Below are 25,652 nucleotides of genomic sequence, written 5' to 3'. Positions count from 1 at the left end.
CCTCGCTACCAGGTGACCGTGACTTTGAGCAGGTCGGCGTACTGCCCGGCGCGGGGTACCCAGGCCATCTTGTCGATACGGGCGTACAGCGGGAGTTCGACCGTGCCACTGTCAGGCACGCGTGCGGCATGCGGTTCCCCCACAGCCACCGGCTCGCGCCAGGCCGCGTCGCGGTAGAGGCGATAGGGAATCGGCCGGGCCTTGGCATCGTCACTGGCGAGGAAGCGCAGCTCACCGATGCCGCCGTGCTGGCCGCCATCGACGCGCACCTGGTAGGGCGTGTCGGGGTTGCATTCCATCCGCGGCGGGCGCCGGTTCAGCAGCACCCCGCTCAACGGGGCGCCCGGGCTGTCCAGACGTGCGGCAACACCCAGGTCGATTCGGCCCAGCGCCTGTGCACCTGCATCGCGCTGCTGGTTGACCAGCATGCAGCCCCGCTGCACCTGGACCCGCACCTCGACGAGGAAGTCCGCTGCTACGGCACTGCCGCTCAACAACAGGCCCAACAGCGCGGCCAGAAAGCGTTCCGTCACATCACGTTCCTTGTTCATTTATTCTAGGTTTCAGCGTAGCAGCCGGTGGCAAAGGCGTGATGGCTGGGTGCCATTCTTTTGTGATAACGCCAAAGATCTAGCGGGCTGTAAAAGGGCCCTGACAAAAAATTCCCGCCGACAGCGAACCCATGAGCATCCAATGCCTCCAATGGCCATAGGCCGGCAACGTAATGCACATTCTGTTACGGTGCACTGCGACCACCGGGTCGGGATCAGACGCATGCGCGCCATGCATGGACGAACATGACAGGAGCGTATTCATTGACGACCGCAGACACCGCACTCGCCGAAGCCGTGGAACGTTGCGCCCAGGAGCCGATCCAGGTGCCGGGTAGCATCCAGCCCCACGGTTTCATGCTGGTGCTCGACGAGCAGGACCTGCGGATTCTCCAGGCAAGCGACAACATCGAACGCTGGCTGGGCGTGCCCGCTCGGGCGTTGGAGGGCTGCGCCTTCACCGACGTGATCAGCGACAGCTTCGACCTGCGCACCCAGCTCGAACGCTTGCCCAGCGACGACGTCTTCCCGTTCCACATCGGCGATGTCCGCCTGCGCCAAGGTGCACCCAGCACAGAGAGGCTGCGCCTGCTCACCCACCGCCACGACCAGGTGCTGATCGCCGAATTCGAACCGGTTCGCCACACGGCCGGGCTTGCCGATCAGGGTGACTACTATCCCTTGGTGCGCGGCTTCGTCAGCAGCCTGAACAACGCCAGTAACCTGCAAGAACTGCTGCAGCAGACCGTGCTGCAAATCAAACGCATCACCGGCTTTGGCCGGGTCAAGGCCTATCGCTTCGATGCCGAAGGCAATGGCCAGGTGCTGGCCGAAGTGGCCGACGAGGGCTACCCGCGCTACCTCGGCCTGTGCTTCCCGGCGTCCGACATCCCACGCCAGGCCCGCGAGCTGTACCGGGTCAACCGTATCCGCGTGATCGAAGACGCCAACTACCAGGCCTCACCGCTGGTGCCGGGCACCAACCCGCGCACCGGCAAGCCGCTGGACATGAGTTTTGCCGCCTTGCGCAGCGTCTCGCCGGTGCACCTGCAGTACATGCGCAACATGGGTACCCTGGCGTCGATGTCACTGTCGATCGTGGTCGACGGCCAGCTGTGGGGCCTGGTCTCGTGCCACCACGAACAAACCCGCCCGGTCGAGCTGCGCACCCGCACCGCCTGCGAGCTGCTGGCCAGTGTGTTGTCGTTGCAGATCGAGTCGCGCGAGTCCCATGCCAATACCCAGAAACTGCTCGACCTGCGCCAGCACATCGTGCGGATGATCTCTTCGATGGCCGACCATGACAGCGTCAGCGATGGCCTGCGCGCACTGCCCGAAGTGCTGCTGGCATTCGCGGGAGCTAGCGGCGCGGCGGTGATCAGCGCCGAGCGCTGCGACCTGTTCGGCCAGACGCCCCCCGCCGCGCAGGTCAATGCCCTGGTGCACTGGCTGGGCCAGCGCGATGACGAAACGGTGTTCCACACTGACAACGTGCGCCGTGACATCGACGAACTGCCCGAACTGGCCGAGCACGCCGGTGGCGTACTGGCGGTGGCCATCTCGCAGATCCATTCGCACTATTTGCTGTGGTTTCGCCCCGAACAGGTGCGCACGGTCAACTGGGCCGGGCGCCCCGAGAAGCAGATTGGCGCGCAGGGCGCGCTCAACCCGCGGCACAGCTTCGAGCACTGGCAAGAACAGCTCAGCGGCTACTGTGAGCCGTGGGACCCGTTGATGGTCGAAGGTGTGACGGAGCTGCGCACCGCCGTGCTCGGCATCGTCCTGCGCAAGGCCGAGGAGCTGGCGCAGCTGGCCAACGAGCTGCGCCGCTCGAACAAGGAACTCGAAGCGTTTTCCTACAGCGTGTCCCACGACCTGCGCGCGCCGTTGCGGCATATCGCCGGCTACACCGAACTGCTCGGTGAAATCGAAGGCCAGGGCCTGAGTGAGCGCGGCCGGCGCTTCCTCAAGCACATCGAGGAGGCCGCGCAGTTCGCCGGCAGCCTGGTGGACAACCTGCTCAACTTCTCGCAGATGGGCCGCTCGGCGCTGCGCCTGTCGGATGTCGACCTCAATGCCCTGGTCGAAGCCATCCGCCAGGAACTGGCGCCCGACTATGAGGGCCGCGACATCATCTGGGAGGTCGCGCCGCTGCCCAAGGTAATCGCCGACCCGGCGTTCATCAACCTCGCGTTGCACAACCTGGTGGCCAACGCCATCAAGTACACCCGTGGCCGTGAGCCTGCGCGCATCGAAATCGGCGCGCGGCAACACGCCGGGGAAACCGAGGTCTATATTCGCGATAACGGCGTAGGCTTCGACATGGCCTACGCCAACAAACTGTTCGGCGTGTTCCAGCGCCTGCACCGCATGGAAGATTTCGAAGGCACCGGGATCGGCCTGGCCAGCGTACGCCGGATCATCGAGCGCCACGATGGCCGAGTGTGGGCCGAAGGCCAGGTCGACCAGGGCGCCAGCTTCCACTTCACCCTACCCCGTCATCCAGAGAACCCCTGAGGCACCCGAACCATCATGCTCAAACCTATCCTGCTGGTCGAAGACAACCCCCGGGACCTGGAGCTGACGCTCCTGGCCCTGGAACGCAGCCAGTTGGCCAATGAGGTCATCGTCTTGCGCGACGGTGCCGATGCCCTCGACTACCTGCTGCGCCGCGGCGCCTATGCCGAACGCGACGACGGCAACCCGGCGGTGCTGCTGCTGGATTTGAAACTGCCCAAGGTCGATGGCCTGGAAGTGCTCAAGGAAGTGCGCGCCACGGCCGAGCTGCGCAGCATCCCGACGGTGATGCTGACCTCCTCGCGCGAAGAGCCCGACCTGCTGCGCGCCTATGAACTTGGGGTCAATGCCTACGTGGTCAAACCCGTGGAGTTCAAGGAGTTCGTTGCGGCGATTTCCGACCTTGGGGTGTTCTGGGCGGTGCTCAACGAACCCCCACCCGGCTCGCTGCGCCTGAACCGGCGTGGCAGCAACTGAGGCCCGCCGCGAAGATGCAGCCAACACCGCTTAAACTACTGATGGTCGAAGACAGCTCGATGGATGCCGAGCTGACCCTGCTGAGCCTTGAGCGCAGCGGGTTGCACGTGCAGTCGCACCTGGTGTTCGACCATGTCGCCGCCGAGGATGCCCTGCACGCGGGCAGCTATGACTTGATCCTATGCGACTGCGTGCTGCCCGGGTCGTCCGGCACCGAGGTGCTGGCCATCGCCCAGCGCTTGGCGCCGGACACGCCGTTCATCTACCTGTCAGGCATCTACGGTGAAGAGCATGCGGTGGAGATGATCCGCCTGGGTGCCACCGATTATGTGCTGAAGAAGAACCTGCCGCTGCTGCCCAAAGCGGTGCACCGGGCGCTGACCGAAGTGCATGAGCGCCAGCGCCGGCGCCGCGCCGAAGAAGCCTTGGCGGATGTCGAGGCACGTGCACGCATCGCCATCGATGCGGCCGGCATGGGCACCTGGGACTTTCGCGCCCGCGAAGGCCAGCTGATCTGGGACGACCGTTGCAAGACGTTGTTCGGCCTGCCGGTTGACACCGAGATGAGCCTGGACGTGTTCTATGCCGGCATCTACAGCGATGACGTGGCACGGGTACGCGACGCTGTGGAACAGGCCATGCGCGCGGACAGTGACGGCCTGTACCGGGTCGAATTCCGTATCGCCCAACCCAATGGCCTGGAACCGCGCTGGCTGCTCAGCAGCGGCCAGTGCCAGTTTGTCGATGGCCAGTGCACCCGTTTTTCCGGGGTGCTGCAGGACATCCACGCGCAGCGCCTGGCCACCCAGGCGCTCAAGCAGCTCAACGAGATGCTCGGCGAACGTGTCGAGCGCCGCACCCGCGAGCGTGACCGGGCCTGGGAGTTGTCCCAGGACTTGCTCGCCGTGCTCAACAAGGACCTTACACCGGTCGCCTTGAACCCGGCCTGGGAGGCCAGCCTGGGTTTTTCGCGCGAGCGCCTGAGCCAGTCTTCGCTGTTGCAGCTGCTGCCCGAGCCCGACCAGGCATCGCTGCTGACCGAACTGGCCGCCCTCGCCCATGGCCGCACCAGTGCCCGCTTCGTCGGCCGCATCCAGCATGCCGGGGGCCAGTTGCGCTGGCTGTCCTGGGTAGTGGTGCCGGAAGACACGCTGCTTTATGTGGTGGCCCGCGATATCACCAGCGAGCGCGAAGCGGCGCTAGGGCTGGCTGAAGCCAACGACCGCCTGCGTGAACAGATCACCGAACGTGAGCGCATCGAGGCGGCGCTGCAGCAGATGCAGCGGCTGGAGGCGGTCGGCCAGTTGACGGCCGGGGTCGCCCACGACTTCAACAACCTGCTCACGGTGATCCTCACCGGCGCCAGTTTCCTTGAGCGTGACTTGGCAAAGAGTAACTTCGACAAGGCCCGCACGCGCCTTACCCACATCCGCGAGGCCGGTGAACGGGGTGCCAAGCTGACGTCGCAGCTGCTCGCGTTCTCTCGCCGCCAGCGCCTGGAGCCCGTGCCACTGAACCTCAACCGCACGTTGAGCGGCCTGGAGGAGTTGCTGCGGCGCACCTTGGGCGGCAACGTTTCGGTACGCCTGGACCTGGACCACAGCCTGTGGCAAGCGCTGACCGACCCGACCCAGACCGAAATGATCATCCTCAACCTGGCCATCAATGCCCGCGACGCCATGCCGGCGGGTGGCCAGCTGACCCTGTCGACCCGCAACACGCGGATCAAGGCCCGCCCGCAACGCCCGGAAGACCCGGAGCCCGGTGAGTACGTGATGCTGAGCATCCGTGATACTGGCTGCGGCATGAGTGAAGACGTGGTGGCCAAGGTGTTCGAGCCGTTCTTCACCACCAAAGACATCGGCAAGGGCTCCGGGCTGGGGCTGGCCCAGGTGTTCGGCTTTGCCAAGCAGTCCGGCGGTGGCGTGCGCATCGACACCGCGCCAGGCCATGGCACCCAGGTGGCCGTGTACTTGCCTGCGGTGAAGCATGAGGTGGCGAGCGAGCCGGTCATCCCAGCGGTGTTGCAGTCGATCAGCGACAGCGGCCGCGACCGCACCGTGCTGCTGGTGGATGATGACCACCTGGTGCGCGACATGCTGGGCGATGTGTTGCGCCAATATGGCTACCAGGTGCGCCAGGCGCACAACGGCGAGCAGGCGCTGGCCTTGCTGGATGACGGCATCGACCTGTTGCTCACCGACTTTGCCATGCCCGAATTCAACGGCGCCCAATTGGCCCTGGCGGCGCGCGAGCGCCATCCGCGGTTGCCGGTGGTGTTCCTCACCGGGTATGCGGAGTTGCAAGGGCTTGAGTTGCCGGACAGCCTGGTGATGCAGAAGCCGGTAGAGGCAGAAGAGCTGGCACGGGCACTGGATGAACTGCTGCAGGTCACCCGATAGCTCGGTGTTGCCTGCACAGGCCCTTTCGCGGCGCTTCGGCGCCCCGATAAACCCGCGAAAGGGCCGGCACAAACGACAGAAACGACAAAACCCAGCGCCGACGTGATCTGCACTGAATAAGAAATAGTATTTGAACAAGAAAATGGCAGGGGCGGCTGGATTCGAACCAACGCATGGCAGGATCAAAACCTGCTGCCTTACCGCTTGGCGACGCCCCTGTATCGGATGCAGCGTTAGCTGCTCTGACCATTCCAACTGAGTGACAACTGGGTTGTTGTCTTGGAATGCGCGGCACTTTAACAACATTTTTTCGACCTGGGAAGCCCCGCAGCAAAAAAAATGCTTTAAAACAGCAAGTTAGTGTTTTGCAGCGCCTCGCGAGGCAAACCAGGGCAACCACCCGTCGTTTTTCCGCCGCTTCGCTCCAACACAATCGCATTCCTCCCTTCCAATCAGATAAGCGTTTTGCATTGACCAAGGAGGATGCCATGCCCGTTTCCCACGACTTGTACCAGGACCTGCACTACCCCCGCGAGATCGTCCAGCAGCGCCGTCAGCAGGACAAGACGCTGGACCGCCTGCTCGACGAGTACATCGACATCGACAACCAGGTGCTGGCTGCCGAATCGATCTCGGCGGGCAATTTCCAGGATGACGACCTGCGCCAGCTCAAGGAGCGCAGGCTGACCGTCAAGTACATGATCGAGCGCCAGCTGGAGCGCAAGGGCTGAGTTATCTGGCCAGGCGATCAATGCGCGGCATTTTTTGTATTGGTCAAAATGGCCGACCTCGGGCAAGCTGCGCCCTGCCCTTCCGTTGCCCAAGGAGCTGCGTTCTTGTCTGCCTGGATCCCTACCCCCCTGCGCCAGCTCGGCCAGCGCCTGCGTACCGCTGCACCCCAGCAGAGCGAATTGCTGCGCTGGTTCGAAGACAAGGCGCAAAACCGTGGCTATCAGCTCAGCGATGGCCAGCGGCGGGTCATCCACAGCATGGCCGAGCAGCTGGCGCGGCTGCCGGGTGGCGCGCCACGCAGCCTCTACCTGTACGGCTCGGTAGGCCGCGGCAAGAGCTGGCTGCTCGACGGGTTTTACCAGGCCGTGCCGGTCGAGGCCAAACGGCGCCTGCACTTCCATGACTTTTTCGCCCGGCTGCACCAGGGCATGCACCGCCACCGCTTGCTGGACGATGCCTTGGGGGCGACGCTGGACGAACTGCTGGGCGACTGCCAGGTGCTGTGTTTCGACGAATTCCATGTGCATGACATCGGCGATGCCATGCTGCTCACCCGCCTGTTCAACGCGCTATTCGCGCGCGGTATTTTCCTTCTGCTGACCTCCAACTATGCACCCGAAGGGCTGCTGCCCAACCCGCTGTACCACGAGCGTTTTCTGCCGGTGATCCGCTTGATAAACGGGCGCATGGAGGTGCTAGAGGTGGGGGGTGACACCGATTTTCGCAGCTTGCCAGCCAACCGTGAGCACCAGCGGTTTACCCAGGGCCACTATGTATGGCCGGGTAATGCTGCGCAGCGCCAGGCGCTGAAGGTACCGGCCGCGCACCCGCTCACGCTGCAAGTGAACAAACGCAACCTGCGGGCGCTGGGCAGTGACGGTCGGCAGGTGATGTTCGCCTTCGATGACCTGTGCGAGCAGCCGACGGCGGTGATCGATTACCTGCAGCTTGCCCAGCTGTACGAGGCGTGGGTGATCGATGGGCTTGATGACCTCTCGGAGTGTTCACTGGCGGCGCAGCAGCGGTTCGTCAACCTGGTGGATGTGCTGTATGACCAGGATCGGCAGGTGACGGTGATCGGGCGCAGGCCGTTGGAGGAAAGCCTGGGCGGCGCTATCGCCGACCTGATGCGTACCCGCAGCCGGTTGGGGCAGTTGCATCAGGTCGGGCCTGAATGACCTGGGGCCGCTGCGCAGCCCCGGTTGTCACTACTCAACCAGCCCTGGGCAAATCCGCCAGCACCGCTTCGATCTCCCCCAGCACCGCCGGATCATCCAGGGTCGAAGGCGCAACATAGTCCTGCCCATCGGCGATCTTGCGCAGCACCGCCCGCAAAATCTTCCCGGAACGGGTCTTCGGCAGCCGTTTCACCCGGCGCACCCGGTTGAAACACGCCAGCGCACCGATCGCCTCGCGCACACTGCCTACCAACTCGACCTGCAGCTGCGACTCGGTAATGCCCTCGCCATCCTTGAGCACCACCAGCGCCAGCGGCACCTGGCCCTTGATCTCGTCATGCACGCCAATCACCGCACACTCGGCCACTGCCGGGTGGCGCGCCACCAGGTCTTCCATCTCGCCAGTGGACAGGCGATGGCCAGAGACGTTAATCACGTCATCGGTTCGGCCCATGATGTAGACGAAGCCATCGTCATCCAGGTAGCCGCCATCGCCGGTGTGGTAGTAGCCCGGGTAGGCCCGCAGGTACGCCTGCAGGTAACGCTCGTGATCCCCCCACAACGTCTGGCTGCAGCCGGGCGGCAACGGCAGGGCGATGACGATTGCACCTTGGTGATTCGGGCCGAGCAGATGCCCGTCGTCATCCAGCACGCGCACGTGGTAGCCCGGCACCGCACGGTTGCTCGACCCCGGCCGCGCCGCGCTGCCTTCCAGGCCGATACAGGGTGCGGTAACCGGCCAACCGGTCTCGGTCTGCCACCAGTGGTCGTGCACCGGCTTGCCGCTGACCCGCTCCAGCCATTCATGGGTGCTGGAGTCGAGCTTCTCGCCGGCCAGGAACAGTTGCCGCAACGAACTCAGGTCATGCCTGCGGATCAACTCGCCGTCCGGGTCTTCCTTGCGGATCGCGCGCATGGCGGTCGGCGCGCAGAACAGCGCATTGACCTTGTACTGTTCGACCACGCGCCAATAGGCCGAGGCATCCGGCGTGCGGATCGGCTTGCCTTCATAGAACACCGTGGTGCAGCCGCTCATCAGCGGCCCGTAGACGATCAGCGAATGGCCGACCACCCAACCGACATCGGAAATGCCCCACCAGACATCGCCGGCCTGCATGCCGTAGATGTGCCGCATCGCATAACAGAGCGCCACCGCGTTGCCGCCGTTTTCACGGACGATGCCCTTGGGTTTTCCGGTGGTGCCCGAGGTGTACATGATGTACAGCGGGTCAGCCGCATCCAGCGCCACGGGGGGCACCGGTTCGGCATTGGTCAGTGCCTGCTGCCAGTCCAGGTCGCGGTCTGCGTGCAACGTCGCGCGGGCCTGGGGCCGCTGCAGCACCAGCACATGGCGTGGTGAGTGGCGGGCCAGTTGCAGGGCGCGGTCGACCAGCGGCTTGTACTCGATTACCCGGTCGAATTCCAGGCCGCAGGAGGCTGTCAGCAGCAGCGTCGGCCGCGCATCGTCGATCCGCAGCGCCAGTTCGTTGGCTGCAAAACCACCAAACACCACCGAATGCACTGCGCCGATCCTCGCACAGGCGAGCATGGCCATGGCGGCCTGGGGCACCATCGGCATATAGATGATCACACCATCGCCTTGCCCCACCCCTAGCTGGTGTAGCAGGCCGGCCAGGCGCGCCACCTCGTCACGCAGCTGGTTGTAGGTGAACACCTGCTGCACGCCGGTCACGGGCGAGTCGTAGATCAGCGCGGCCTGCTCACCCCGGCCCAGCTCGATCTGCCGGTCTAGGGCCAGGTAGCAACTGTTCAGGCGGCCGTCGGCAAACCATTGGTGGGTGCCGTCGGGGTTTTCCTGCAGGGTCAGGGAAGGTTTGCGGTACCAGGCCAGGTGATCGGCCTGTTCGGCCCAGAAAGCGGCAGGGTCGGCAATGGAATGGGCGTAGCTGTGCTGGTAAGTCATGTCGATGGCAACCCGGTACTTGTTGTTATTGAAGGGCGAATCTTGAGTATGGACCGCCACGCCGGGCCCGCCATGGGACTAAAGTCACAACGCATATGCACATTTGCAGAGAACGCCAATGCGCCCCATAACAGTGCAAAGGCTCTAGAATAGCCGCCCTTTCCCGCCACTGAGCAGCCCATGGATATCGATCAGGCCCGAACCTTTCTGGAAATCGTGCGTTGCGGCAGCCTGGTCGCCGCCGCCGAGCGCCTGTTCGTGTCGCAGACGGCCATCACCGCGCGTGTGCAGCGGCTTGAGCAGCAGCTGGGCTGCCAGCTGTTCGTGCGCAGCCGTAACGGCGCCAGCCTGACCAGCGACGGCGAAGCCTTCGTCAGCTATGCCAACCAGCTGGTGCAGACGTGGGAGGCGGCGCGCCGCGACCTGCCGCTGCCCCAGGGCTGCCAGCAGGTGCTGCACGTGGGCGCCGAGGTGAGTTTGGGCAACCCGATGCTGCTCGACTGGGTCAGTGCCCTGCACCGCGAGTTGCCCAGCCATGCCATCCGCAGCGAAGTGAGCGACGGTGAATCGTTGCTGCGCAAAGTAGAGATGGGCTTGCTGGACGCCGCGCTGGTGTATCAGCCGACCTACGGCCCAGGCCTGCAGGTGGAACAGTTGATGGAAGAGAAGCTGATACGCGTACGCCGGGTCGATCTACCCGAACCGTACATCTACATCGACTGGGGCGAGGCCTTCCGCCGCCAGCACGACGCCGCCCTGCCCGACTGCGCGCGCCCGGCGCTGAGCTTCAACCTCGGGCCGCTGGCCTTGCAGTTCATTCTGGACCAGGGCGGCAGTGGCTATTTCCGTACGCGCGTGGTGCAGGCCTACCTGGACAACGGTGTGTTCGAGCGGGTGCCGCAGGCCCCGGAGTTCACCTACCCCACCTTCCTGGTATACCCGCGCAAGCGGGACAGCGAAGCCCTGCAACAGGCGTTCGCGGTGCTGCGCCGGCTGGTGGCCGCCGGCGCCAGCGATTGGTCACAACGCTGGGACCCGCTGATCTGAAAGGCTGCCAGCGGCGCTGAGCAACTGGCGTTTAAGGCCGGCGATCAGGTCGGTCTGGGTAATCACGCCCACCAGCTGGTCACCGTCGAGCACCGGCAGGCAGTGCAGGCCCTGCTCGCACAGCAGCGGCAGCAGGCGCTCCAGCGGATGCTGGCTGGTCACACTGACCACCCGCCGGCTCATCACCTGCTCCATGCGCACCGCCTTGCGGCCGAACAGGCGCCGCCAGCTGAACTGGCCGCGCTGCATGGCCGGGCCAACCAGGTCGCTGAGGCTGACGATGCCCACCAGCTTGCCCTGCTGCAGCACCGGCAAGGTTTTCAGGTGGTGACTGGCGAGCATCTTCCAAGCCTGCTCCAGGGTGGTGCTCGGCGAGGCGAACTGCACATCGCGGGACATCACCGAAGCCGCCGTGATACCGCCAAGGCTGCGCTGCAGGGCGCGCTGTTCGGTGGCCAGGATAATGCGTTCCAGTTCGTCGCGGGTGACGTCGACGAACTCGCCAATCTCTTCCAGGGCCTGGTCCAGGTCCGCGCCACTGACCCCGACCCGCTCGCTGGGCAGCGGGTCGTGGGTGTGGTGCAGGTCTTTGCGTGGCGCCGCGCCCTTGGGGTAGCGCACGCCGGTCAGGCGGTTGTACAGCACCGCCACCCCCACCAGGATCAGCGCGTTGAGCAGCACCGGTTCGAGCAGGTGATCGCCCAGCGCGGTCAGCCCCGAGTCGGCCAATACCGCGCTCACCGCCACACCACCACCCGGCGGGTGCAGGCAGCGCAACAGGCACATCACCAGGATCGAAAGACCCAGCGCCGCAGCCGCGACCCACAGTTCCGGGCCGAAGCCCTCACGCATGGCCAGGCCCACTCCCCCCGCCAGGGCATAGCTGCCCAGCACCGGCCAAGGCTGCGCCAACGGCCCGGAATGTACGGCAAACACCAGCACCGCCGACGCCGCCAGCGGGCCCAGCAGGTGCAAGGCGATCCCAGGGCCGTAGGCCATGCTGGTCAACCAACCGGCGAGAAACAGGCCAAGCAGCGCGCCAATACCAGCACGCAACCCTTGTTTGGGGGGGATATTCAACGGCGCTGGCAACAGCCGCTGCAGACGACTTTCAGAACGCGAGGCAGACATTTAAGTAATCGTGTGGGTATTTTTTTGATTAAAAAGAAAGCCCAGCCGGATGGGCCTGGGCCCTTTAGGGGGCTCCGTCCGTGGAGAGATGGAAACCGCAGGGTTTCTTGAGGGGGATTGTGCCGGTCGGCGACGGGGTTGGGCCAATTCAAAAAAATGCGGCTGTGCTGCAATATTTTTGCAGTACTGATTGGAGCCTTGAACGATCAACGCCCCTTGCGCGGCAACTCGATGCTCACCCGCAAGCCGCCCAAGGGGCTTTCGAGCAAGGCCAGAGTCCCGCCCCAGGCATCGACGATGTCCCGCACGATGCCCAGCCCCAGGCCATGCCCCTCAACCTGTTCATCCAGCCGCGAGCCACGCTCCAGCACCTGCAGGCGCTGGCTTTCAGGAATACCCGGGCCGTCGTCATCGACCCACAGCCGGTACCCCTGGGCGGACGGCGCGATACCCAGCCGGACTTCGCTGTCTGCCCACTTGCAAGCGTTGTCCAGCAGGTTGCCGAGCAGCTCCAGAACGTCTTCCCGGTCCCAGGGCAGCAGCAAACCTGGCGGCACGTCACGCTCCAGCTGCAGGCCCTCGCCATGGATCATGCCCAGGGTGGCGAGCAACCCCGGCAGTTCGGCATCGCAGTCGAACTGCGCACCCGGCAACGCATCACCGGCAAGGCGCGCGCGGTTCAGTTCGCGGGCCAGGCGCTGCTGGATCTGCTCCAGTTGCTCACGCAGTTGCGTACGAACTTCGGGCAGGTCTTTCAGACGCTCGCTGGAGGCCAGGCTCAGGAGCACCGCCAAGGGCGTCTTCAGCGCGTGGCCGAGGTTGCCCAGGGCGTTGCGCGAGCGACGCAGGCTGTCTTCGGTATGGCTGAGCAAGTGGTTGATCTGGCCCACCAGCGGCGCCAGCTCGCTGGGCACCTCGGCATCGAGCTGCGAGCGCCGGCCTTGTTGCAGCTGGGCGACCTGCACGCGTGCGCGCTCCAGCGGGCGCAGCGAGCGCGTGACGGTGATGCGCTGCAGCACCAGCACCAGGATCAGCGCCACCAGCCCCATGCCCAGGCCGATCTGCTGCAGGCGGCGGAAGCCCTCGCGTACGGGCGAATAATCCTGGGCCACGCTGATCGAGATGTCCTGACCCAGGCGCCGATAGTCGGCCCGCAGCGCAAGCAACTGCTGCCCTTCCGGGCCCAGTTCATGACTGTCGGAAAGCCCTGGCGCAGACGGCTTGGGCATGTCCAGGTCCCACAACGAGCGCGAACGCCAGGTGCCCTGGTCGAAATCGATCCGGAAGTAGTAGCCGGAGAACGGCCGTTGGTAGGCGGCGGAGACGCGCCGCTCATCCAACTGCAGGCCCGACGGCCCGCGCACCAGCGCCACCAGCAGGTTCTCGCTCTCCTTGCGCAGGCCGTTTTCCAGGTAGCGCTGTAAGCCGGCCTCGAACAGCCACAGGGTAAGCTGCGCCAGCACCACGCCAACCACCACCAGCACGGCTACCAGGCCCAGGCTCAACCGTGCCTGGATCGACTTCACACGGTGCTCCCTGCGTAGATGTAGCCCTGCCCGCGGCGGGTCTCGATGACACTGCGGCCCAGCTTGCGGCGCAGGTGGTTGACGTGGACTTCCAGCACATTGGAGTCGCGCTCGGTTTCACCGTCGTACAAGTGCTCGGCCAGGTGGCTCTTGGACAGAATTTGCTGCGGGTGCAGCATGAAGTAGCGCAACAGACGGAACTCGGCGGCGGTCAACTGGATGTCCACGCCCTCGCGGCTCACGCACTGGCGGCTTTCATCCAGGTGCAGCCCTGCAGCTTCCAGCGTGGGCTGGTTGGCCAGGCCGCGGGCCCTGCGGAGCAGGGACTGGATGCGCAGTTGCAGTTCTTCAGGGTGAAACGGCTTGCTCAGGTAATCGTCGGCGCCAGCCTTCAGCCCCTCGATGCGCTCGGCCCACGAGCCGCGCGCAGTGAGGATCAGCACCGGCGTGGCCAGGCCGCCGGCACGCCACTGTGCCAGCACCTCCAGGCCCGGCAACCCCGGCAAGCCGAGGTCGAGGATGATCAGGTCGTAGGGTTCACTCTGGCCCTGATACACCGCATCACGGCCGTCGGCCAGCCAATCCACGGCGTAGCCCTGACGCTGCAGGCCGGCGAGCAGTTCATCAGCCAGAGGCACGTTGTCCTCGACAAGCAACAGGCGCATTCAGTCGTCTTCCTCGTCTTTGAGCAGGGCCCCGGTGCTGGCATCGAGCTTGATCTCGCGCACCACGCCTTGGGTGGTCAACAGCTCGACTTCATATTCGTAGCGATCATCGTCTTCTTCCAGCTCCGCCTCCAGCAACCGCGCCCCGGGGTAACGCCCCAGGGCGGTCTCGAGCAGTTGCTCGAGCGGCAGGATGATGCCCTTCTGGCGCAGCTTCAGGGCTTCATCCTGGTCCAGGTCACGGGCAACGGCCAGGGAGCAGACGGCCAGCAGCGCTACCGCCAGGTAACGCGCCGACCGGGGTAGATGGATCATCAGTTGTCTCGTGCGTCCTTGAGTACTTCACCGGTCTTGGCGTCCAGGTCCACGTCCCACTCGACGTTCTGCTGGTCACGCAGCTCGACCTTGTAGATGTAGCGGCCGTACTCGTCTTCAAGCTCCGAATCGGTGACGGTGGCGCCTGGGTGCTTGGCCACGGCTGCAGCCTTGAGCTCATCCAGCGACTTGATGGTCTTGGCGTTGACCAGCTTGACCACTTCGTCAGGCTGAACGTCCTTGGCCAGGGCAACGTTGGCGCCGAAAGCCAGGGCAGCGGCAGTGAACAGGGCAGTCAAAGTTTTCATGGGGTCTCTCCATCGAGATGTGTAATTTGTCTACGGGGTTAAGATTAACCACCGGTCCTTAACTCAACCTGAAAACAGCTGGCGCCATGATAGCGCAGCCGCTTACCGCATTCAGACCTTATACTGACCCGCTAGCTGCCGCCGAGGTCCCCATGAGCGCTATTCACATCAAATTCCCTGCCTTGACCTTCAAGGCCGGCACGCGTGCGTTGCAGCAAATCCGCGAGCGCGGCCTGCAGGCGGCGGATGTGGGTGTAGTGCCAGGTGCGGCGGGTGGCCCGAAGCCCTTGGGCATTCAGGGCCTGGACCTGGCCTTGTTCGGTGAGTGGCTGCCGTCGGCACCCCGCCAGCGGGCCTTGATCGGCGCCTCGATCGGCTCCTGGCGCTTCGCCAGCGCCTGCCTTGCCGACCCGGTCGAAGGCATCCGGCGCCTGGGCGAACTGTATACCGAGCAGGATTTCGCCAAGGGCGTCACGCCGAGCGAGATCACCCGCAGTTGCCAACGCATGCTCGACGACCTGTTGCAGGGCCGTGACGGGCAGATTCTGACCAACCCGCACTATCGCCTGAACATTCTGGTGGTCAAGAGCCATGGGCAGCTGGCCCACGACCACCGTGGCCGCCTGGGCATGGGCCTGGGTTCGGTGATCGCCAGCAACCTGCTGGGCCGCGCACGCCTGGGCCGGCATTTTGAACGCATCATCCTGCACGACGCACGCGCCGCGCCGCCGCTCGACGCCCTGACTGACTTCCCCTCGCGCTGCCTGCCGCTGGCCCTGGCCAACTTGCGTCATGCCCTGCTGGCGTCCGGCTCGATCCCGATGGTGATGGAAGGTGTGCGCGACATCCCTGGCGTCGGCAGCGGCACCTACCGCGACGGCGGCCTGCTGGACTACCACCTGGACCTGCCATACCGCGGCGACGACCTGGTGCTCTACCCGCACTTTACCGACAAGGTCGTGCCCGGCTGGTTCGACAAGGCGCTGCCGTGGCGCAGGGGTGATGCCACGCGTCTGCAGAACGTGCTGCTGCTGACGCCGTCACCGCAGTACCTGGCCGCCCTGCCCTTCGGCAAGCTGCCCGACCGCAACGACTTCAAGCGTTTCATGGGCGATGCCCCAAGCCGCAAGCGCTACTGGTACAAGGCCATCGCCGAAAGCCAGCGGCTGGGCGATGAATTGCTGGAGCTGATCGCCACCGGGCGGCTGCAGGATCAGTTGCAAGCCTTGTAGCGGCCATGCTGGTAGACTGCGCGCATCATTGATACACACAGAGTTCTGACAGCGTGGAAATCTTCAAGGAATTTACTTTCGAATCGGCCCACCGCCTGCCCAACGTCGCCCCCGGGCACAAGTGCGGCCGCCTGCATGGGCACTCGTTCAAGGTCGCCCTGCACCTGACCGGCCCACTCGACCCGCACACCGGCTGGATCCGCGACTTTTCCGAGATCAAGGCAGTCTTCAAGCCGATCTACGAGCAGTTGGACCATAACTACCTGAACGACATTCCTGGCCTGGAGAACCCGACCAGCGAAGTGATCGCCAAGTGGATCTGGGAACAGGTCAAGCCGTTGCTGCCAGAGCTGTCCAAGGTGCGCATTCACGAGACCTGCACCAGCGGATGCGAATACACCGGGGATTGACGCGGGATATTCGCCGCCCTCTTCGCGGGTACGCCACAGCATTCATTACCTGTGTAGTACCCGCAAAGGGGCCGGCAAATTCACCACAAGGCCTCAGCCCTGCTGCCCATTCTCCAGGGCATCGCGCAAGAAGCTCGGGGCGATATAGCGCTGGTAATGCGCTTCGGACAGCAAGAAGAATTCGCGGTCGATGGCATCGCGCAACTGCGGCAGCTCCCAGTCACGAAACTCCGGCAGCAAGGCCATGCCGTAGGCCTCCACATCGCGAATCATCCGCGCCCCGCGGGCAATCAGCTGGTACGCCCAGCAATATTCGGACTGCTGTTCGACGAAGCGGATCGAGCGATGCTGCAGTTGCTGGCGCAGCAGACTTTTGTCGAACACTTCCAGTTTGGCCATCATCACCTGCGCCAGAAGCTGCTCCAGGCGCAGCCACACGGCGCGCTTCTGCGCCTCGTCGTAGCCATTCCAATGGATCACTTCGTGGTGGAAACGCTTGCAGCCACGGCACACCGTGTCTCCATACACCGTGGAGCAAAGGCCGACGCAAGGGGTCTTGATGGACTGGTTGGACATGGAAAAACAACGGCTTGGCGGTGGAACACAGGCCCATGTTAGCCCTTTGTCTAACCACGGTCACTCGTTAAAGTCATGTTCGCCGCCTTACCTTGCGCGACAATTTGCCGTAGAATCATCCCGCCTTTTCAAGGCAACAATGTCCGTTGGAAGCTGTTTTCAAAGCGTCACGAGCACAGTTAATCCGGTAGAACGGCGTTGGCCCGGGCCATGCACCCCTCGCATGCCCGCGCCAGCCCTCATCAGCTCCCCGTTCTGCAGGCGTAAAACTTTGAAAGCAGCTTCTGTAAGGATTCTCTGCGACCCTGGCTGGGCGGCCCAAGAAGCCGTCATTGCGCATGGGTGTGGAGAATGCTGGATGAGCGTCCCGGACTCCCTTTAGGGACCACTGATGAGGGTAATAACTGTGCTTGAAGCCTACCGCAAACACATCGAAGAGCGTGCCGCCCTGGGTATCGTGCCCCAGCCGCTGAACGCCGAACAAACTGCAGGCCTGGTCGAGCTGCTGAAAAACCCGCCAGCCGGCGAAGAAGCCTTCCTCGTAGACCTGATCACCAACCGCGTTCCACCAGGGGTCGACGAAGCTGCCTACGTCAAGGCCGCCTTCCTCTCCGCCGTGGCCAAGGGTGAAGCCAACTCCCCGCTGATCGACCGCAAGCACGCCACCGAGCTGCTGGGCACCATGCAGGGCGGCTACAACATCGAAACGCTGGTCGCGCTGCTGGATGACGCCGAACTGGGCGCCGTCGCGGCCGAGAAGCTCAAACACACCCTGCTGATGTTCGATGCCTTCCACGACGTGGCCGAAAAAGCCAAGGCGGGCAACGTCCACGCCAAGGCCGTACTGGAGTCCTGGGCTGCCGGCGAGTGGTTCACCGCCCGCCCGGCCATCGCCGACAAATACACCCTGACCGTGTTCAAGGTGCCTGGCGAAACCAACACCGACGACCTGTCCCCTGCCCCGGACGCCTGGTCGCGCCCTGACATCCCGCTGCACGCCCTGGCGATGCTGAAAATGGCCCGCGACGGCATCGAGCCTTCGCAGCCAGGTTCGGTCGGCCCACTGGCACAGATCGAAGCGGTCAAGGCCAAAGGCTTCCCGGTCGCCTACGTCGGTGACGTCGTCGGTACCGGTTCGTCGCGTAAGTCCGCCACCAACTCGGTGCTGTGGTTCTTCGGTGACGACATTCCGTTTGTTCCGAACAAGCGCGCCGGTGGTTTCTGCTTCGGCACCAAGATCGCCCCGATCTTCTACAACACCATGGAAGACGCCGGCGCCCTGCCGATCGAATTCGACTGCACCAACCTGGGCATGGGCGATGTCATCGACGTCTACCCGTACAAAGGTGAAGTACGCCGTCACGAAAGCGACGAGCTGGTCACCAACTTCGAGCTGAAAACCGAAGTGCTGCTGGATGAAGTCCGCGCTGGCGGCCGTATCCCGCTGATCGTCGGCCGTGGCCTGACCGAAAAAGCCCGCGCCGAACTGGGCCTGGGTGCTTCCGACCTGTTCAAGAAGCCAGAGCAGCCTGCCGACTCCGGCAAAGGCTTCACCCTCGCGCAAAAAATGGTTGGCCGTGCTTGCGGCCTGCCAGAAGGCCAAGGTGTGCGTCCAGGTGCCTACTGCGAGCCGAAGATGACCACTGTCGGTTCTCAGGACACCACCGGCCCGATGACCCGCGACGAGCTGAAAGACCTGGCATGCCTGGGCTTCTCCGCTGACCTGGTGATGCAGTCGTTCTGCCACACCGCGGCCTATCCGAAGCCGATCGACGTCACCACCCATCACACCCTGCCAGACTTCATCCGCACCCGTGGCGGCGTGTCGCTGCGCCCAGGCGACGGCATTATCCACAGCTGGCTGAACCGCATGCTGATGCCGGACACCGTCGGCACCGGTGGTGACTCGCACACCCGCTTCCCGATCGGCATTTCGTTCCCGGCCGGTTCCGGCCTGGTGGCCTTCGCCGCCGCGACCGGCGTCATGCCGCTGGACATGCCAGAGTCGATCCTGGTGCGCTTCAAGGGCAAACTGCAACCGGGCATCACTCTGCGTGACCTGGTCCATGCCATCCCTTACTACGCCATCCAGAAAGGCCTGCTGACCGTCGAGAAGAAGGGCAAGAAAAACGCCTTCTCCGGCCGCATCCTGGAAATCGAAGGCCTGGACGAACTGACCGTCGAGCAAGCGTTCGAGCTGTCCGACGCCTCGGCCGAGCGCTCTGCTGCCGGTTGCACCATCAAGCTGCCGGAAAAGGCCATCGCCGAATACCTGCAGTCCAACATCACCCTGCTGCGCTGGATGATCGGCGAAGGCTACGGCGACCCACGCACCCTGGAGCGTCGCGCCCAGGCCATGGAAGCCTGGCTGGCCAAGCCTGAGCTGCTGGCGGCCGACGCTGATGCCGAGTACGCCGAAATCATCGAAATCGACCTGGCTGACGTCAAGGAGCCTGTGCTCTGCGCGCCAAACGACCCGGACGATGCCCGCCTGCTGTCTTCGGTACAGGGCGAGAAGATCGACGAAGTGTTCATCGGTTCGTGCATGACCAACATCGGCCACTTCCGCGCCGCCGGCAAGCTGCTGGAGAAGGTCAAGGGCGGTATCCCGACCCGTCTGTGGCTGGCCCCGCCAACCAAGATGGACGCTCACCAGCTGACCGAAGAAGGCTACTACGGCATCTACGGCAAAGCCGGTGCGCGCATGGAAATGCCAGGCTGCTCGCTGTGCATGGGTAACCAGGCACGTGTGCAGACGGGTTCGACCGTGGTTTCCACCTCGACCCGTAACTTCCCGAACCGCCTGGGCGACGCGACCAATGTGTACCTGGCATCGGCCGAGCTGGCTGCTGTCGCTTCGATCATCGGCAAACTGCCAACCGTCGAAGAGTACATGCAGTACGCCAAAGACATCGACAGCATGGCTGCCGACGTCTACCGCTACCTGAGCTTCGACCAGATCGCCGAGTTCCGCGAGGCTGCGGCCAACGCCAAGATCCCGGTTGTTCAGGCGTAATTAGCAGGACGCTGTAAAAAAACCCCGGCAGAGATGCTGGGGTTTTTTATTGCGCTTTCGGGCCCCTTCGCGGCGGCCCGGCGAAGAGAGCCGCACGGGCAACCTCACATCACGAACAGATCCACAAACCTGTGCACCGCTGTCGCTTCCAGCTTTTGCTGATCCTCGCACAGCTCGAAAATGTCCTTACAGCGCTGCCGCGCAAACCGCGTCGCCAGGTTCTCCCTGAACTTCGCCTCCAACAGCGGTATGCCCTCCCCGCGCCGGCGCCGGTGCCCGACCGGGTACTCGACCACCACCTGGTCGGTGTTGCTGCCATCCTTGAAAAACACTTGCAGGCCATTGGCAATCGAGCGCTTGTCCGCTTCCAGGTATTCACGCGTGAACCGCGGATCCTCGACCACTTCCATCTTCTCGCGCAGGCGATCGATGCTCGGGTGAGCGGCATGGAACGCGTCTTCATAGTGCTCGGCCACCAGATGGCCGAAAATCAGCGGCACCGCCACCATGTACTGCAGGCAGTGATCGCGGTCGGCGGCATTGGCCAGCGGGCCGACCTTGGAGATGATGCGGATCGCCGACTCCTGCGTGGTGATGACGATACGGTCGACTTCATGCAGACGGTTGCGCACCTGCGGGTGCAGGCTCACCGCCGCCTCGCAGGCGGTCTGGGCATGGAATTCGGCGGCGAAGCTGACCTTGAACAGCACGTTTTCCATCACGTAGCTGCCCAAGGGTTGCGGCAGGCTCAACGCCTGCTGGGCCGACGGCTTGAGCGCCAGGTCTTTGTTGGTGTGGCTGAACGACACATCGTAGAAACCCCATTGCGCCGCCGTGAGCACGCCTGGCACGCCCATCTCGCCACGCAGCGCGATATCCGCCAGGCGCACACCGCGGCTGGAGGCATCGCCGGCAGCCCAGGACTTGCGTGACCCAGCATTGGGCGCATGGCGGTAAGTGCGCAGCGCCTGCCCGTCGACGAAAGCATGGGACAAGGCCGATAGCAACTGCTCGCGATTCGCACCCATCAGCTTGGCGCACACCGCCGTGGAGGCCACCTTGACCAGTATCACGTGGTCCAGGCCGACGCGGTTGAACGAGTTTTCCAACGCCAGCACCCCCTGGATCTCGTGCGCCATGACCATGGCCTCGAGCACTTCGCGCATCTGCAACGGGGCTTCACCCTTGGCCACGTGCTTTTGCGACAGGTGATCGGCCACCGCCAGGATGCCGCCCAGGTTGTCCGAAGGGTGAGCCCATTCGGCTGCCAGCCAGGTGTCGTTGTAATCCAGCCAGCGCACGGTGCAGCCGATGTCCCAGGCCGCCTTGACCGGGTCCAGGCGGTAGCTGGTGCCTGGCACGCGGGCGCCATTGGGCACCACGGTGCCTTCCACGATCGGGCCGAGGTGTTTGGTGCATTCAGGGAAGCGCAGCGCCAGCAAGCCGCAGCCCAACGTGTCCATCAGGCAGTTGCGCGCGGTATCCATCGCCTCGGGCGATTCAACCCGGTAGGTGAGGACATAGTCGGCGAGGGTTTGCAGCACCCCGTCGTAGTCAGGGCGCTCGTTCAGGTCTACGTTGGCGCTCATTTGCAGCTCCTGTGAATTGGGGCCGCACAGCGGCCCTACTCATCCAAAGCCAAGCGCCAGTGGTGCGTCAGAAGCTATCGCCAGGCACCCTCACCCAGCCTTCCATCAGCACGCGAGCACTACGGCTCATGATTGCCTTGGTCACGCGCCATTCGCCATTCACCTGGCTGGCCTGGGCCCCAACACGCAATGTGCCGGAGGGGTGGCCAAAGCGCACGGCACTGCGCTCGCCCCCGCCTGCGGCGAGGTTGACCAGCGTGCCCGGAATGGCAGCAGCGGTACCGATGGCTACCGCAGCGGTACCCATCATCGCGTGGTGCAGCTTGCCCATGGACAACGCACGCACCAGCAGGTCGATGTCAGCCGCCGCGACAGCTTTGCCACTGGACGCAGTGTAGGTGCTCGGCGGCGCAACGAAAGCCACCTTCGGCGTGTGCTGACGTCCGGCAGCCTGGTCGACATGCTCGATCAGGCCCATGCGCACCGCGCCGTAGGCCCTGATGGTCTCGAAGCGCGTCAGCGCCTGGGCGTCACCGTTGATCGCGTCCTGCAGTTCGGTCCCGGTGTAACCGATATCGGCGGCATTGACGAAAATGGTCGGAATACCGGCGTTGATCAAGGTGGCCTTGAAGGTGCCGACACCGGGCACCTCCAGGTCGTCGACCAGCTTGCCGGTGGGGAACATCGCCCCGCCGCCGCCGTCTTCATCGGCCGCGGGATCCAGGAACTCTAGCTGTACTTCAGCCGCCGGGAACGTCACACCGTCGAGCTCGAAATCGCCGGTTTCCTGCACCTCCCCCTCGGTGATCGGCACGTGGGCGATGATGGTCTTGCCGATGTTGGCCTGCCAGATGCGCACGGTGGCCACGCCATTGCGCGGGATACGCGATGGGTCGACCAGGCCGCTGCTGATCGCAAACGAGCCGACGGCAGCGGACAGGTTGCCGCAGTTGCCGCTCCAGTCGACGAAGGCCTTGTCGATGGCGACCTGGCCGAACAGGTAGTCGACGTCGTGGTCGGGCTTGCCGCTGGGTGACAGGATCACGGTCTTGCTGGTACTGGACGTGGCGCCACCCATGCCGTCGATTTGCTTGGCGTATGGGTCGGGGCTGCCGATCACGCGTAGCAGCAGGGCGTCGCGGGACGGGCCCGGGGCCTGGGCGGCTTCGGGAAGGTCGTGCAGGCGGAAGAACACGCCTTTGCTGGTGCCGCCGCGGATGTAGGTGGCGGGGATCTTGATTTGCGGTGCGTGTGCCATTGCTGTGCTGTCCTGTTTGAAAGTGCAATATGCCTTGGGGCCGCTGCGCGCCCCATCGCCGGCAAGCCAGCGCCTACAGGTCAGCGCAAGCTTCAGATTCAGCGCTGTATCTGTGGGCGCCGGCTTGCCGGCGAATGGGCTGCACAGCAGCCCCCAACCGCTCAGGCCGACGCTTCGAGGAAATCCTGGGCAAAGCGCTGCAGCACCCCGCCCGCCTCGTAGATCGACACTTCCTCGGCGGTGTCCAGCCGGCAGGTTACCGGCACCTCGACCCGCTCACCGCTGCGGCGGGTAACCACCAGCGTCAGGGTGGCACGCGGCTTGCGCTCACCGAGCACGTCGTAGGTCTCGCTACCCTCAAGCCCGAGGGTCTTGCGGTCGGTGCCCGGCTGGAATTCCAGCGGCAACACGCCCATGCCCACCAGGTTGGTGCGGTGAATACGCTCAAAGCCCTCGGCCACGATCGCCTCGACACCCGCCAGGCGTACGCCCTTGGCGGCCCAGTCGCGGGACGAACCCTGCCCATAGTCGGCACCTGCCACGATAATAAGTGGCTGCTTGCGCTGCATGTAGGTTTCGATGGCTTCCCACATGCGGGTCACCTTGCCTTCCGGCTCGATGCGCGCCAGCGAACCCTGCTTCACGCTACCGTCGTCCTTGCGCACCATTTCGTTGAACAGCTTGGGGTTGGCGAAGGTGGCGCGCTGGGCGGTCAGGTGGTCGCCACGGTGGGTGGCGTAGGAGTTGAAGTCCTCCTCCGGCAGGCCCATTTTCGCCAGGTACTCGCCTGCGGCGCTGTCGAGCATGATGGCATTGGAAGGTGACAGGTGGTCGGTGGTGATGTTGTCCGGCAGCACGGCCAGCGGGCGCATGCCGCGCAGGGTGCGCTCACCGGCCAGGGCACCTTCCCAGTAGGGCGGGCGCCGGATGTAGGTGCTCATCGGGCGCCAGTCGTACAGCGGCGCCACCTTCGGCCCACGGTCTTCTTCGATCGCGAACATAGGGATGTAGACCTTGCGGAACTGCTCCGGCTTGACCGCAGCGCGCACCACCGCGTCGATCTCTTCATCGCTTGGCCAGATGTCCTTGAGGCGTATTTCCTTGCCATCGACCACACCCAGCACATCCTTCTCGATGTCGAAACGGATGGTACCGGCAATGGCATAGGCCACCACCAGCGGCGGCGATGCAAGGAAGGCCTGCTTGGCGTAAGGGTGGATACGCCCGTCGAAGTTGCGGTTGCCCGACAGCACTGCCGTGGCGTACAGGTCACGGTCGATGATTTCCTGTTGGATCACCGGGTCCAGCGCACCGGACATGCCGTTGCAGGTGGTGCAGGCGAAGGCGACGATACCGAAGCCCAACCGCTCCAACTCCTTTTCCAGCCCGGCCTCTTCCAGGTACAGCTGTACGGCTTTGGAGCCCGGCGCCAGCGACGACTTGACCCATGGCTTGCGCGCCAGGCCGAGCTGGTTGGCGTTGCGCGCCAAAAGGCCAGCGGCAATCACGTTGCGCGGGTTACTGGTGTTGGTGCAGCTGGTGATGGCGGCAATGATCACCGCGCCGTCCGGCATCTGCCCCGGCACTTCTTCCCAGGCACCGGCAATGCCCTTGGCCGCCAGTTCGCTGGTGGCGACGCGGGCGTGCGGGTTGGACGGGCCGGCCATGTTGCGCACCACGCTTGACAGGTCGAAGTGCAGCACGCGCTCGTACTCGGCCTTGGCCAAGGCGTCAGCCCACAGGCCAGTGGCCTTGGCATAGGTTTCCACCAGCTTGACCTGCTGCTCTTCGCGACCGGTCAGCTTGAGGTAGTCGAGGGTCTGCTGGTCGATGGCGAACATCGCAGCGGTGGCGCCATACTCCGGCGCCATGTTGGAGATGGTCGCGCGGTCGCCGAGGGTCAGCGCACGGGCGCCTTCGCCGTAGAACTCGAGGTAGGCACCTACCACCTTCTGCTTGCGCAGGAACTCGGTCAGGGCCAGCACCAGGTCGGTGGCGGTGATGTTCGGTGCCAGTTTGCCGCGCAGCTCGACGCCGACGATTTCCGGCAGGCGCATCCACGAGGCACGGCCGAGCATGACGTTTTCGGCTTCGAGGCCACCGACGCCGATGGCGATCACGCCCAGGGCGTCGACGTGCGGGGTGTGACTGTCGGTGCCGACGCAGGTGTCCGGGTAGGCCACACCGCGGTCGCTATGGATCACCGGCGACATTTTCTCCAGGTTGATCTGGTGCATGATGCCGTTGCCGGGCTGGATCACGTCGACGTTCTTGAACGCCTTCTTGGTCCAGTTGATGAAGTGGAAGCGGTCTTCGTTGCGGCGGTCTTCGATGGCGCGGTTCTTGTCGAACGCCTGCGGGTCGAAACCACCGCACTCCACTGCCAGCGAGTGGTCGACGATCAGTTGCACCGGCACCACCGGGTTGACCGCGGCCGGGTCGCCACCTTTGTCGGCAATGGCGTCACGCAGGCCGGCCAGGTCGACCAGGGCGGTCTGGCCAAGGATGTCGTGGCACACCACGCGGGCCGGGAACCATGGGAAGTCGAGGTCGCGCTTGCGCTCGATCAGCTGGCAGAGCGAAGCATCCAGCGTGGCCGGGTCGCAGCGGCGCACCAGGTTTTCGGCGAGCACGCGGGAGGTGTACGGCAGGCTGTCGTAGGCGCCTGGCGTGATGGCCTCAACTGCGGCGCGGGCGTCGAAGTAGTCCAGGGCGGTACCTGGCAGGGCTTTGCGGTATGCAGTATTCATCATTCAGGCTCGGTCACAGGTTTCGGAAGGCTCCGCCGCCCCTATGGG

Annotated in this window: 20 protein-coding genes and 1 tRNA gene; 9 read left to right on the top strand and 12 right to left on the bottom strand. The window is 64.4% G+C overall.

The features are described 5' to 3' along the window. Window positions 1–5: 5 nt before the first annotated feature. Window positions 6–533 (bottom strand): spore coat U domain-containing protein, encoded by a 528-nt coding sequence (locus tag ACIPIJ_RS06805; protein WP_401074142.1) that lies wholly within the window; start codon window positions 531–533, stop codon window positions 6–8. A gap of 264 nt (window positions 534–797) precedes the next feature. On the opposite strand from ACIPIJ_RS06805, the gene ACIPIJ_RS06800 reads away from it, so the two are divergent. Genes ACIPIJ_RS06800 through ACIPIJ_RS06790 form a run of 3 tightly spaced genes read left to right on the top strand, consistent with a single transcriptional unit; the run spans window position 798 to window position 5,947 of the window. Further along, window positions 798–3,068 carry an ATP-binding protein gene (locus ACIPIJ_RS06800; RefSeq protein WP_401074139.1) on the top strand — a complete coding sequence of 757 codons (2,271 nt, stop codon included), beginning with the start codon at window positions 798–800 and terminating at the stop codon, window positions 3,066–3,068. A gap of 15 nt (window positions 3,069–3,083) precedes the next feature. Next, window positions 3,084–3,545, top strand: a complete 462-nt coding sequence (locus ACIPIJ_RS06795) for a response regulator (RefSeq protein WP_401074136.1) — start codon at window positions 3,084–3,086, stop codon at window positions 3,543–3,545. A 14-nt stretch (window positions 3,546–3,559) separates the two neighbouring features. Further along, on the top strand, window positions 3,560–5,947 hold the full coding sequence (locus ACIPIJ_RS06790; RefSeq protein ID WP_401074134.1) for a response regulator: 2,388 nt from the start codon (window positions 3,560–3,562) through the stop codon (window positions 5,945–5,947). Between the two features lie 143 nt (window positions 5,948–6,090). Here the strand turns inward: ACIPIJ_RS06790 and ACIPIJ_RS06785 are convergent. Next, window positions 6,091–6,165 (bottom strand) — tRNA-Gln (locus tag ACIPIJ_RS06785). 270 nt (window positions 6,166–6,435) lie between these two features. Here ACIPIJ_RS06785 and ACIPIJ_RS06780 point away from each other — a divergent pair. Then, complete coding sequence (locus ACIPIJ_RS06780; protein WP_401074131.1) at window positions 6,436–6,678, top strand: hypothetical protein; 243 nt, start codon at window positions 6,436–6,438, stop codon at window positions 6,676–6,678. 105 nt (window positions 6,679–6,783) lie between these two features. Beyond that, a complete protein-coding gene (zapE, locus tag ACIPIJ_RS06775; RefSeq protein WP_401074129.1) occupies window positions 6,784–7,857 on the top strand; it encodes a cell division protein ZapE in 1,074 nt (357 codons plus the stop codon). Between the two features lie 34 nt (window positions 7,858–7,891). Here the strand turns inward: zapE and ACIPIJ_RS06770 are convergent, their stop codons facing one another. Continuing rightward, on the bottom strand, window positions 7,892–9,781 hold the full coding sequence (locus tag ACIPIJ_RS06770; RefSeq protein WP_401074127.1) for a propionyl-CoA synthetase: 1,890 nt from the start codon (window positions 9,779–9,781) through the stop codon (window positions 7,892–7,894). A gap of 180 nt (window positions 9,782–9,961) precedes the next feature. Here ACIPIJ_RS06770 and ACIPIJ_RS06765 point away from each other — a divergent pair, with 180 nt between their 5' ends. Further along, window positions 9,962–10,828, top strand: a complete 867-nt coding sequence (locus ACIPIJ_RS06765; RefSeq protein WP_401074125.1) for a LysR family transcriptional regulator — start codon at window positions 9,962–9,964, stop codon at window positions 10,826–10,828. Here the strand turns inward: ACIPIJ_RS06765 and ACIPIJ_RS06760 are convergent. The 5 genes from ACIPIJ_RS06760 to ACIPIJ_RS06740 form a co-directional block, all read right to left on the bottom strand. Then, window positions 10,802–11,959, bottom strand: coding sequence for an HPP family protein (locus ACIPIJ_RS06760; RefSeq protein ID WP_401074123.1), 1,158 nt, complete (start codon window positions 11,957–11,959; stop codon window positions 10,802–10,804). The two genes, ACIPIJ_RS06765 and ACIPIJ_RS06760, sit on opposite strands and share 27 nt — an antisense overlap. 206 nt (window positions 11,960–12,165) lie before the next feature. Beyond that, the gene (locus ACIPIJ_RS06755; RefSeq protein ID WP_401074120.1) at window positions 12,166–13,485 is read right to left on the bottom strand and encodes a sensor histidine kinase; all 1,320 of its coding nucleotides are present in this window, start codon (window positions 13,483–13,485) and stop codon (window positions 12,166–12,168) included. Then, window positions 13,482–14,150, bottom strand: coding sequence for a response regulator transcription factor (locus ACIPIJ_RS06750; protein ID WP_401074117.1), 669 nt, complete (start codon window positions 14,148–14,150; stop codon window positions 13,482–13,484). The genes ACIPIJ_RS06755 and ACIPIJ_RS06750 overlap by 4 nt, the downstream gene beginning before the upstream one ends. Next, complete coding sequence (locus ACIPIJ_RS06745; RefSeq protein ID WP_401074115.1) at window positions 14,151–14,465, bottom strand: PepSY domain-containing protein; 315 nt, start codon at window positions 14,463–14,465, stop codon at window positions 14,151–14,153. Continuing rightward, a complete protein-coding gene (locus ACIPIJ_RS06740) occupies window positions 14,465–14,773 on the bottom strand; it encodes a PepSY domain-containing protein (RefSeq protein WP_401074112.1) in 309 nt (102 codons plus the stop codon). Before ACIPIJ_RS06740 ends, ACIPIJ_RS06745 begins: the two co-directional genes overlap by 1 nt. Window positions 14,774–14,925: 152 nt before the next feature. Here ACIPIJ_RS06740 and ACIPIJ_RS06735 point away from each other — a divergent pair, with 152 nt between their 5' ends. Both ACIPIJ_RS06735 and queD read left to right on the top strand, forming a co-directional pair. After that, on the top strand, window positions 14,926–16,005 hold the full coding sequence (locus ACIPIJ_RS06735) for a patatin-like phospholipase family protein (RefSeq protein ID WP_401074109.1): 1,080 nt from the start codon (window positions 14,926–14,928) through the stop codon (window positions 16,003–16,005). A gap of 53 nt (window positions 16,006–16,058) precedes the next feature. Beyond that, window positions 16,059–16,415, top strand: coding sequence for a 6-carboxytetrahydropterin synthase QueD (queD, locus tag ACIPIJ_RS06730; protein ID WP_158460771.1), 357 nt, complete (start codon window positions 16,059–16,061; stop codon window positions 16,413–16,415). Between the two features lie 93 nt (window positions 16,416–16,508). Here the strand turns inward: queD and ACIPIJ_RS06725 are convergent, their stop codons facing one another. Then, complete coding sequence (locus ACIPIJ_RS06725) at window positions 16,509–16,991, bottom strand: DUF1289 domain-containing protein (RefSeq protein ID WP_401074107.1); 483 nt, start codon at window positions 16,989–16,991, stop codon at window positions 16,509–16,511. A gap of 406 nt (window positions 16,992–17,397) precedes the next feature. Between ACIPIJ_RS06725 and acnB the strand changes: the two genes are divergently transcribed. After that, window positions 17,398–20,007: a bifunctional aconitate hydratase 2/2-methylisocitrate dehydratase gene (gene acnB / locus ACIPIJ_RS06720; RefSeq protein ID WP_401075704.1), complete on the top strand. Its 2,610-nt coding sequence runs from the start codon at window positions 17,398–17,400 to the stop codon at window positions 20,005–20,007. 104 nt (window positions 20,008–20,111) lie between these two features. Here the strand turns inward: acnB and prpD are convergent, their stop codons facing one another. The 3 genes from prpD to acnD form a co-directional block, all read right to left on the bottom strand. Next, window positions 20,112–21,596, bottom strand: a complete 1,485-nt coding sequence (prpD, locus tag ACIPIJ_RS06715) for a 2-methylcitrate dehydratase (RefSeq protein WP_401074104.1) — start codon at window positions 21,594–21,596, stop codon at window positions 20,112–20,114. Window positions 21,597–21,663: 67 nt separating this feature from the next. After that, window positions 21,664–22,854 (bottom strand): 2-methylaconitate cis-trans isomerase PrpF, encoded by a 1,191-nt coding sequence (gene prpF, locus ACIPIJ_RS06710; RefSeq protein ID WP_401074101.1) that lies wholly within the window; start codon window positions 22,852–22,854, stop codon window positions 21,664–21,666. A gap of 161 nt (window positions 22,855–23,015) precedes the next feature. After that, window positions 23,016–25,604, bottom strand: coding sequence for a Fe/S-dependent 2-methylisocitrate dehydratase AcnD (gene acnD / locus ACIPIJ_RS06705; protein WP_401075701.1), 2,589 nt, complete (start codon window positions 25,602–25,604; stop codon window positions 23,016–23,018). Window positions 25,605–25,652: the final 48 nt, after the last annotated feature.

The sequence above is a fragment of the Pseudomonas sp. NPDC087185 genome (assembly GCF_044744955.1).
GTDB lineage: Bacteria > Pseudomonadota > Gammaproteobacteria > Pseudomonadales > Pseudomonadaceae > Aquipseudomonas.
The sequence above is the reverse complement of the archived record's forward strand: the minus strand, read 5'-3'. Positions and strand labels throughout refer to the sequence as shown.

Coding starts and splice junctions, on each gene's coding strand:
- ACIPIJ_RS06800 (WP_401074139.1), top strand. CDS start 798: ATGACAGGAGCGTATTCATTGACGACCGCAGACACCGCACTCGCCGAA.
- ACIPIJ_RS06795 (WP_401074136.1), top strand. CDS start 3,084: ATGCTCAAACCTATCCTGCTGGTCGAAGACAACCCCCGGGACCTGGAG.
- ACIPIJ_RS06790 (WP_401074134.1), top strand. CDS start 3,560: ATGCAGCCAACACCGCTTAAACTACTGATGGTCGAAGACAGCTCGATG.
- ACIPIJ_RS06780 (WP_401074131.1), top strand. CDS start 6,436: ATGCCCGTTTCCCACGACTTGTACCAGGACCTGCACTACCCCCGCGAG.
- ACIPIJ_RS06770 (WP_401074127.1), bottom strand. CDS start 9,781: ATGACTTACCAGCACAGCTACGCCCATTCCATTGCCGACCCTGCCGCT.
- ACIPIJ_RS06765 (WP_401074125.1), top strand. CDS start 9,962: ATGGATATCGATCAGGCCCGAACCTTTCTGGAAATCGTGCGTTGCGGC.
- ACIPIJ_RS06760 (WP_401074123.1), bottom strand. CDS start 11,959: ATGTCTGCCTCGCGTTCTGAAAGTCGTCTGCAGCGGCTGTTGCCAGCG.
- ACIPIJ_RS06750 (WP_401074117.1), bottom strand. CDS start 14,150: ATGCGCCTGTTGCTTGTCGAGGACAACGTGCCTCTGGCTGATGAACTG.
- ACIPIJ_RS06745 (WP_401074115.1), bottom strand. CDS start 14,465: ATGATCCATCTACCCCGGTCGGCGCGTTACCTGGCGGTAGCGCTGCTG.
- ACIPIJ_RS06740 (WP_401074112.1), bottom strand. CDS start 14,773: ATGAAAACTTTGACTGCCCTGTTCACTGCCGCTGCCCTGGCTTTCGGC.
- ACIPIJ_RS06735 (WP_401074109.1), top strand. CDS start 14,926: ATGAGCGCTATTCACATCAAATTCCCTGCCTTGACCTTCAAGGCCGGC.
- ACIPIJ_RS06725 (WP_401074107.1), bottom strand. CDS start 16,991: ATGTCCAACCAGTCCATCAAGACCCCTTGCGTCGGCCTTTGCTCCACG.
- prpD (WP_401074104.1), bottom strand. CDS start 21,596: ATGAGCGCCAACGTAGACCTGAACGAGCGCCCTGACTACGACGGGGTG.
- prpF (WP_401074101.1), bottom strand. CDS start 22,854: ATGGCACACGCACCGCAAATCAAGATCCCCGCCACCTACATCCGCGGC.
- acnD (WP_401075701.1), bottom strand. CDS start 25,604: ATGAATACTGCATACCGCAAAGCCCTGCCAGGTACCGCCCTGGACTAC.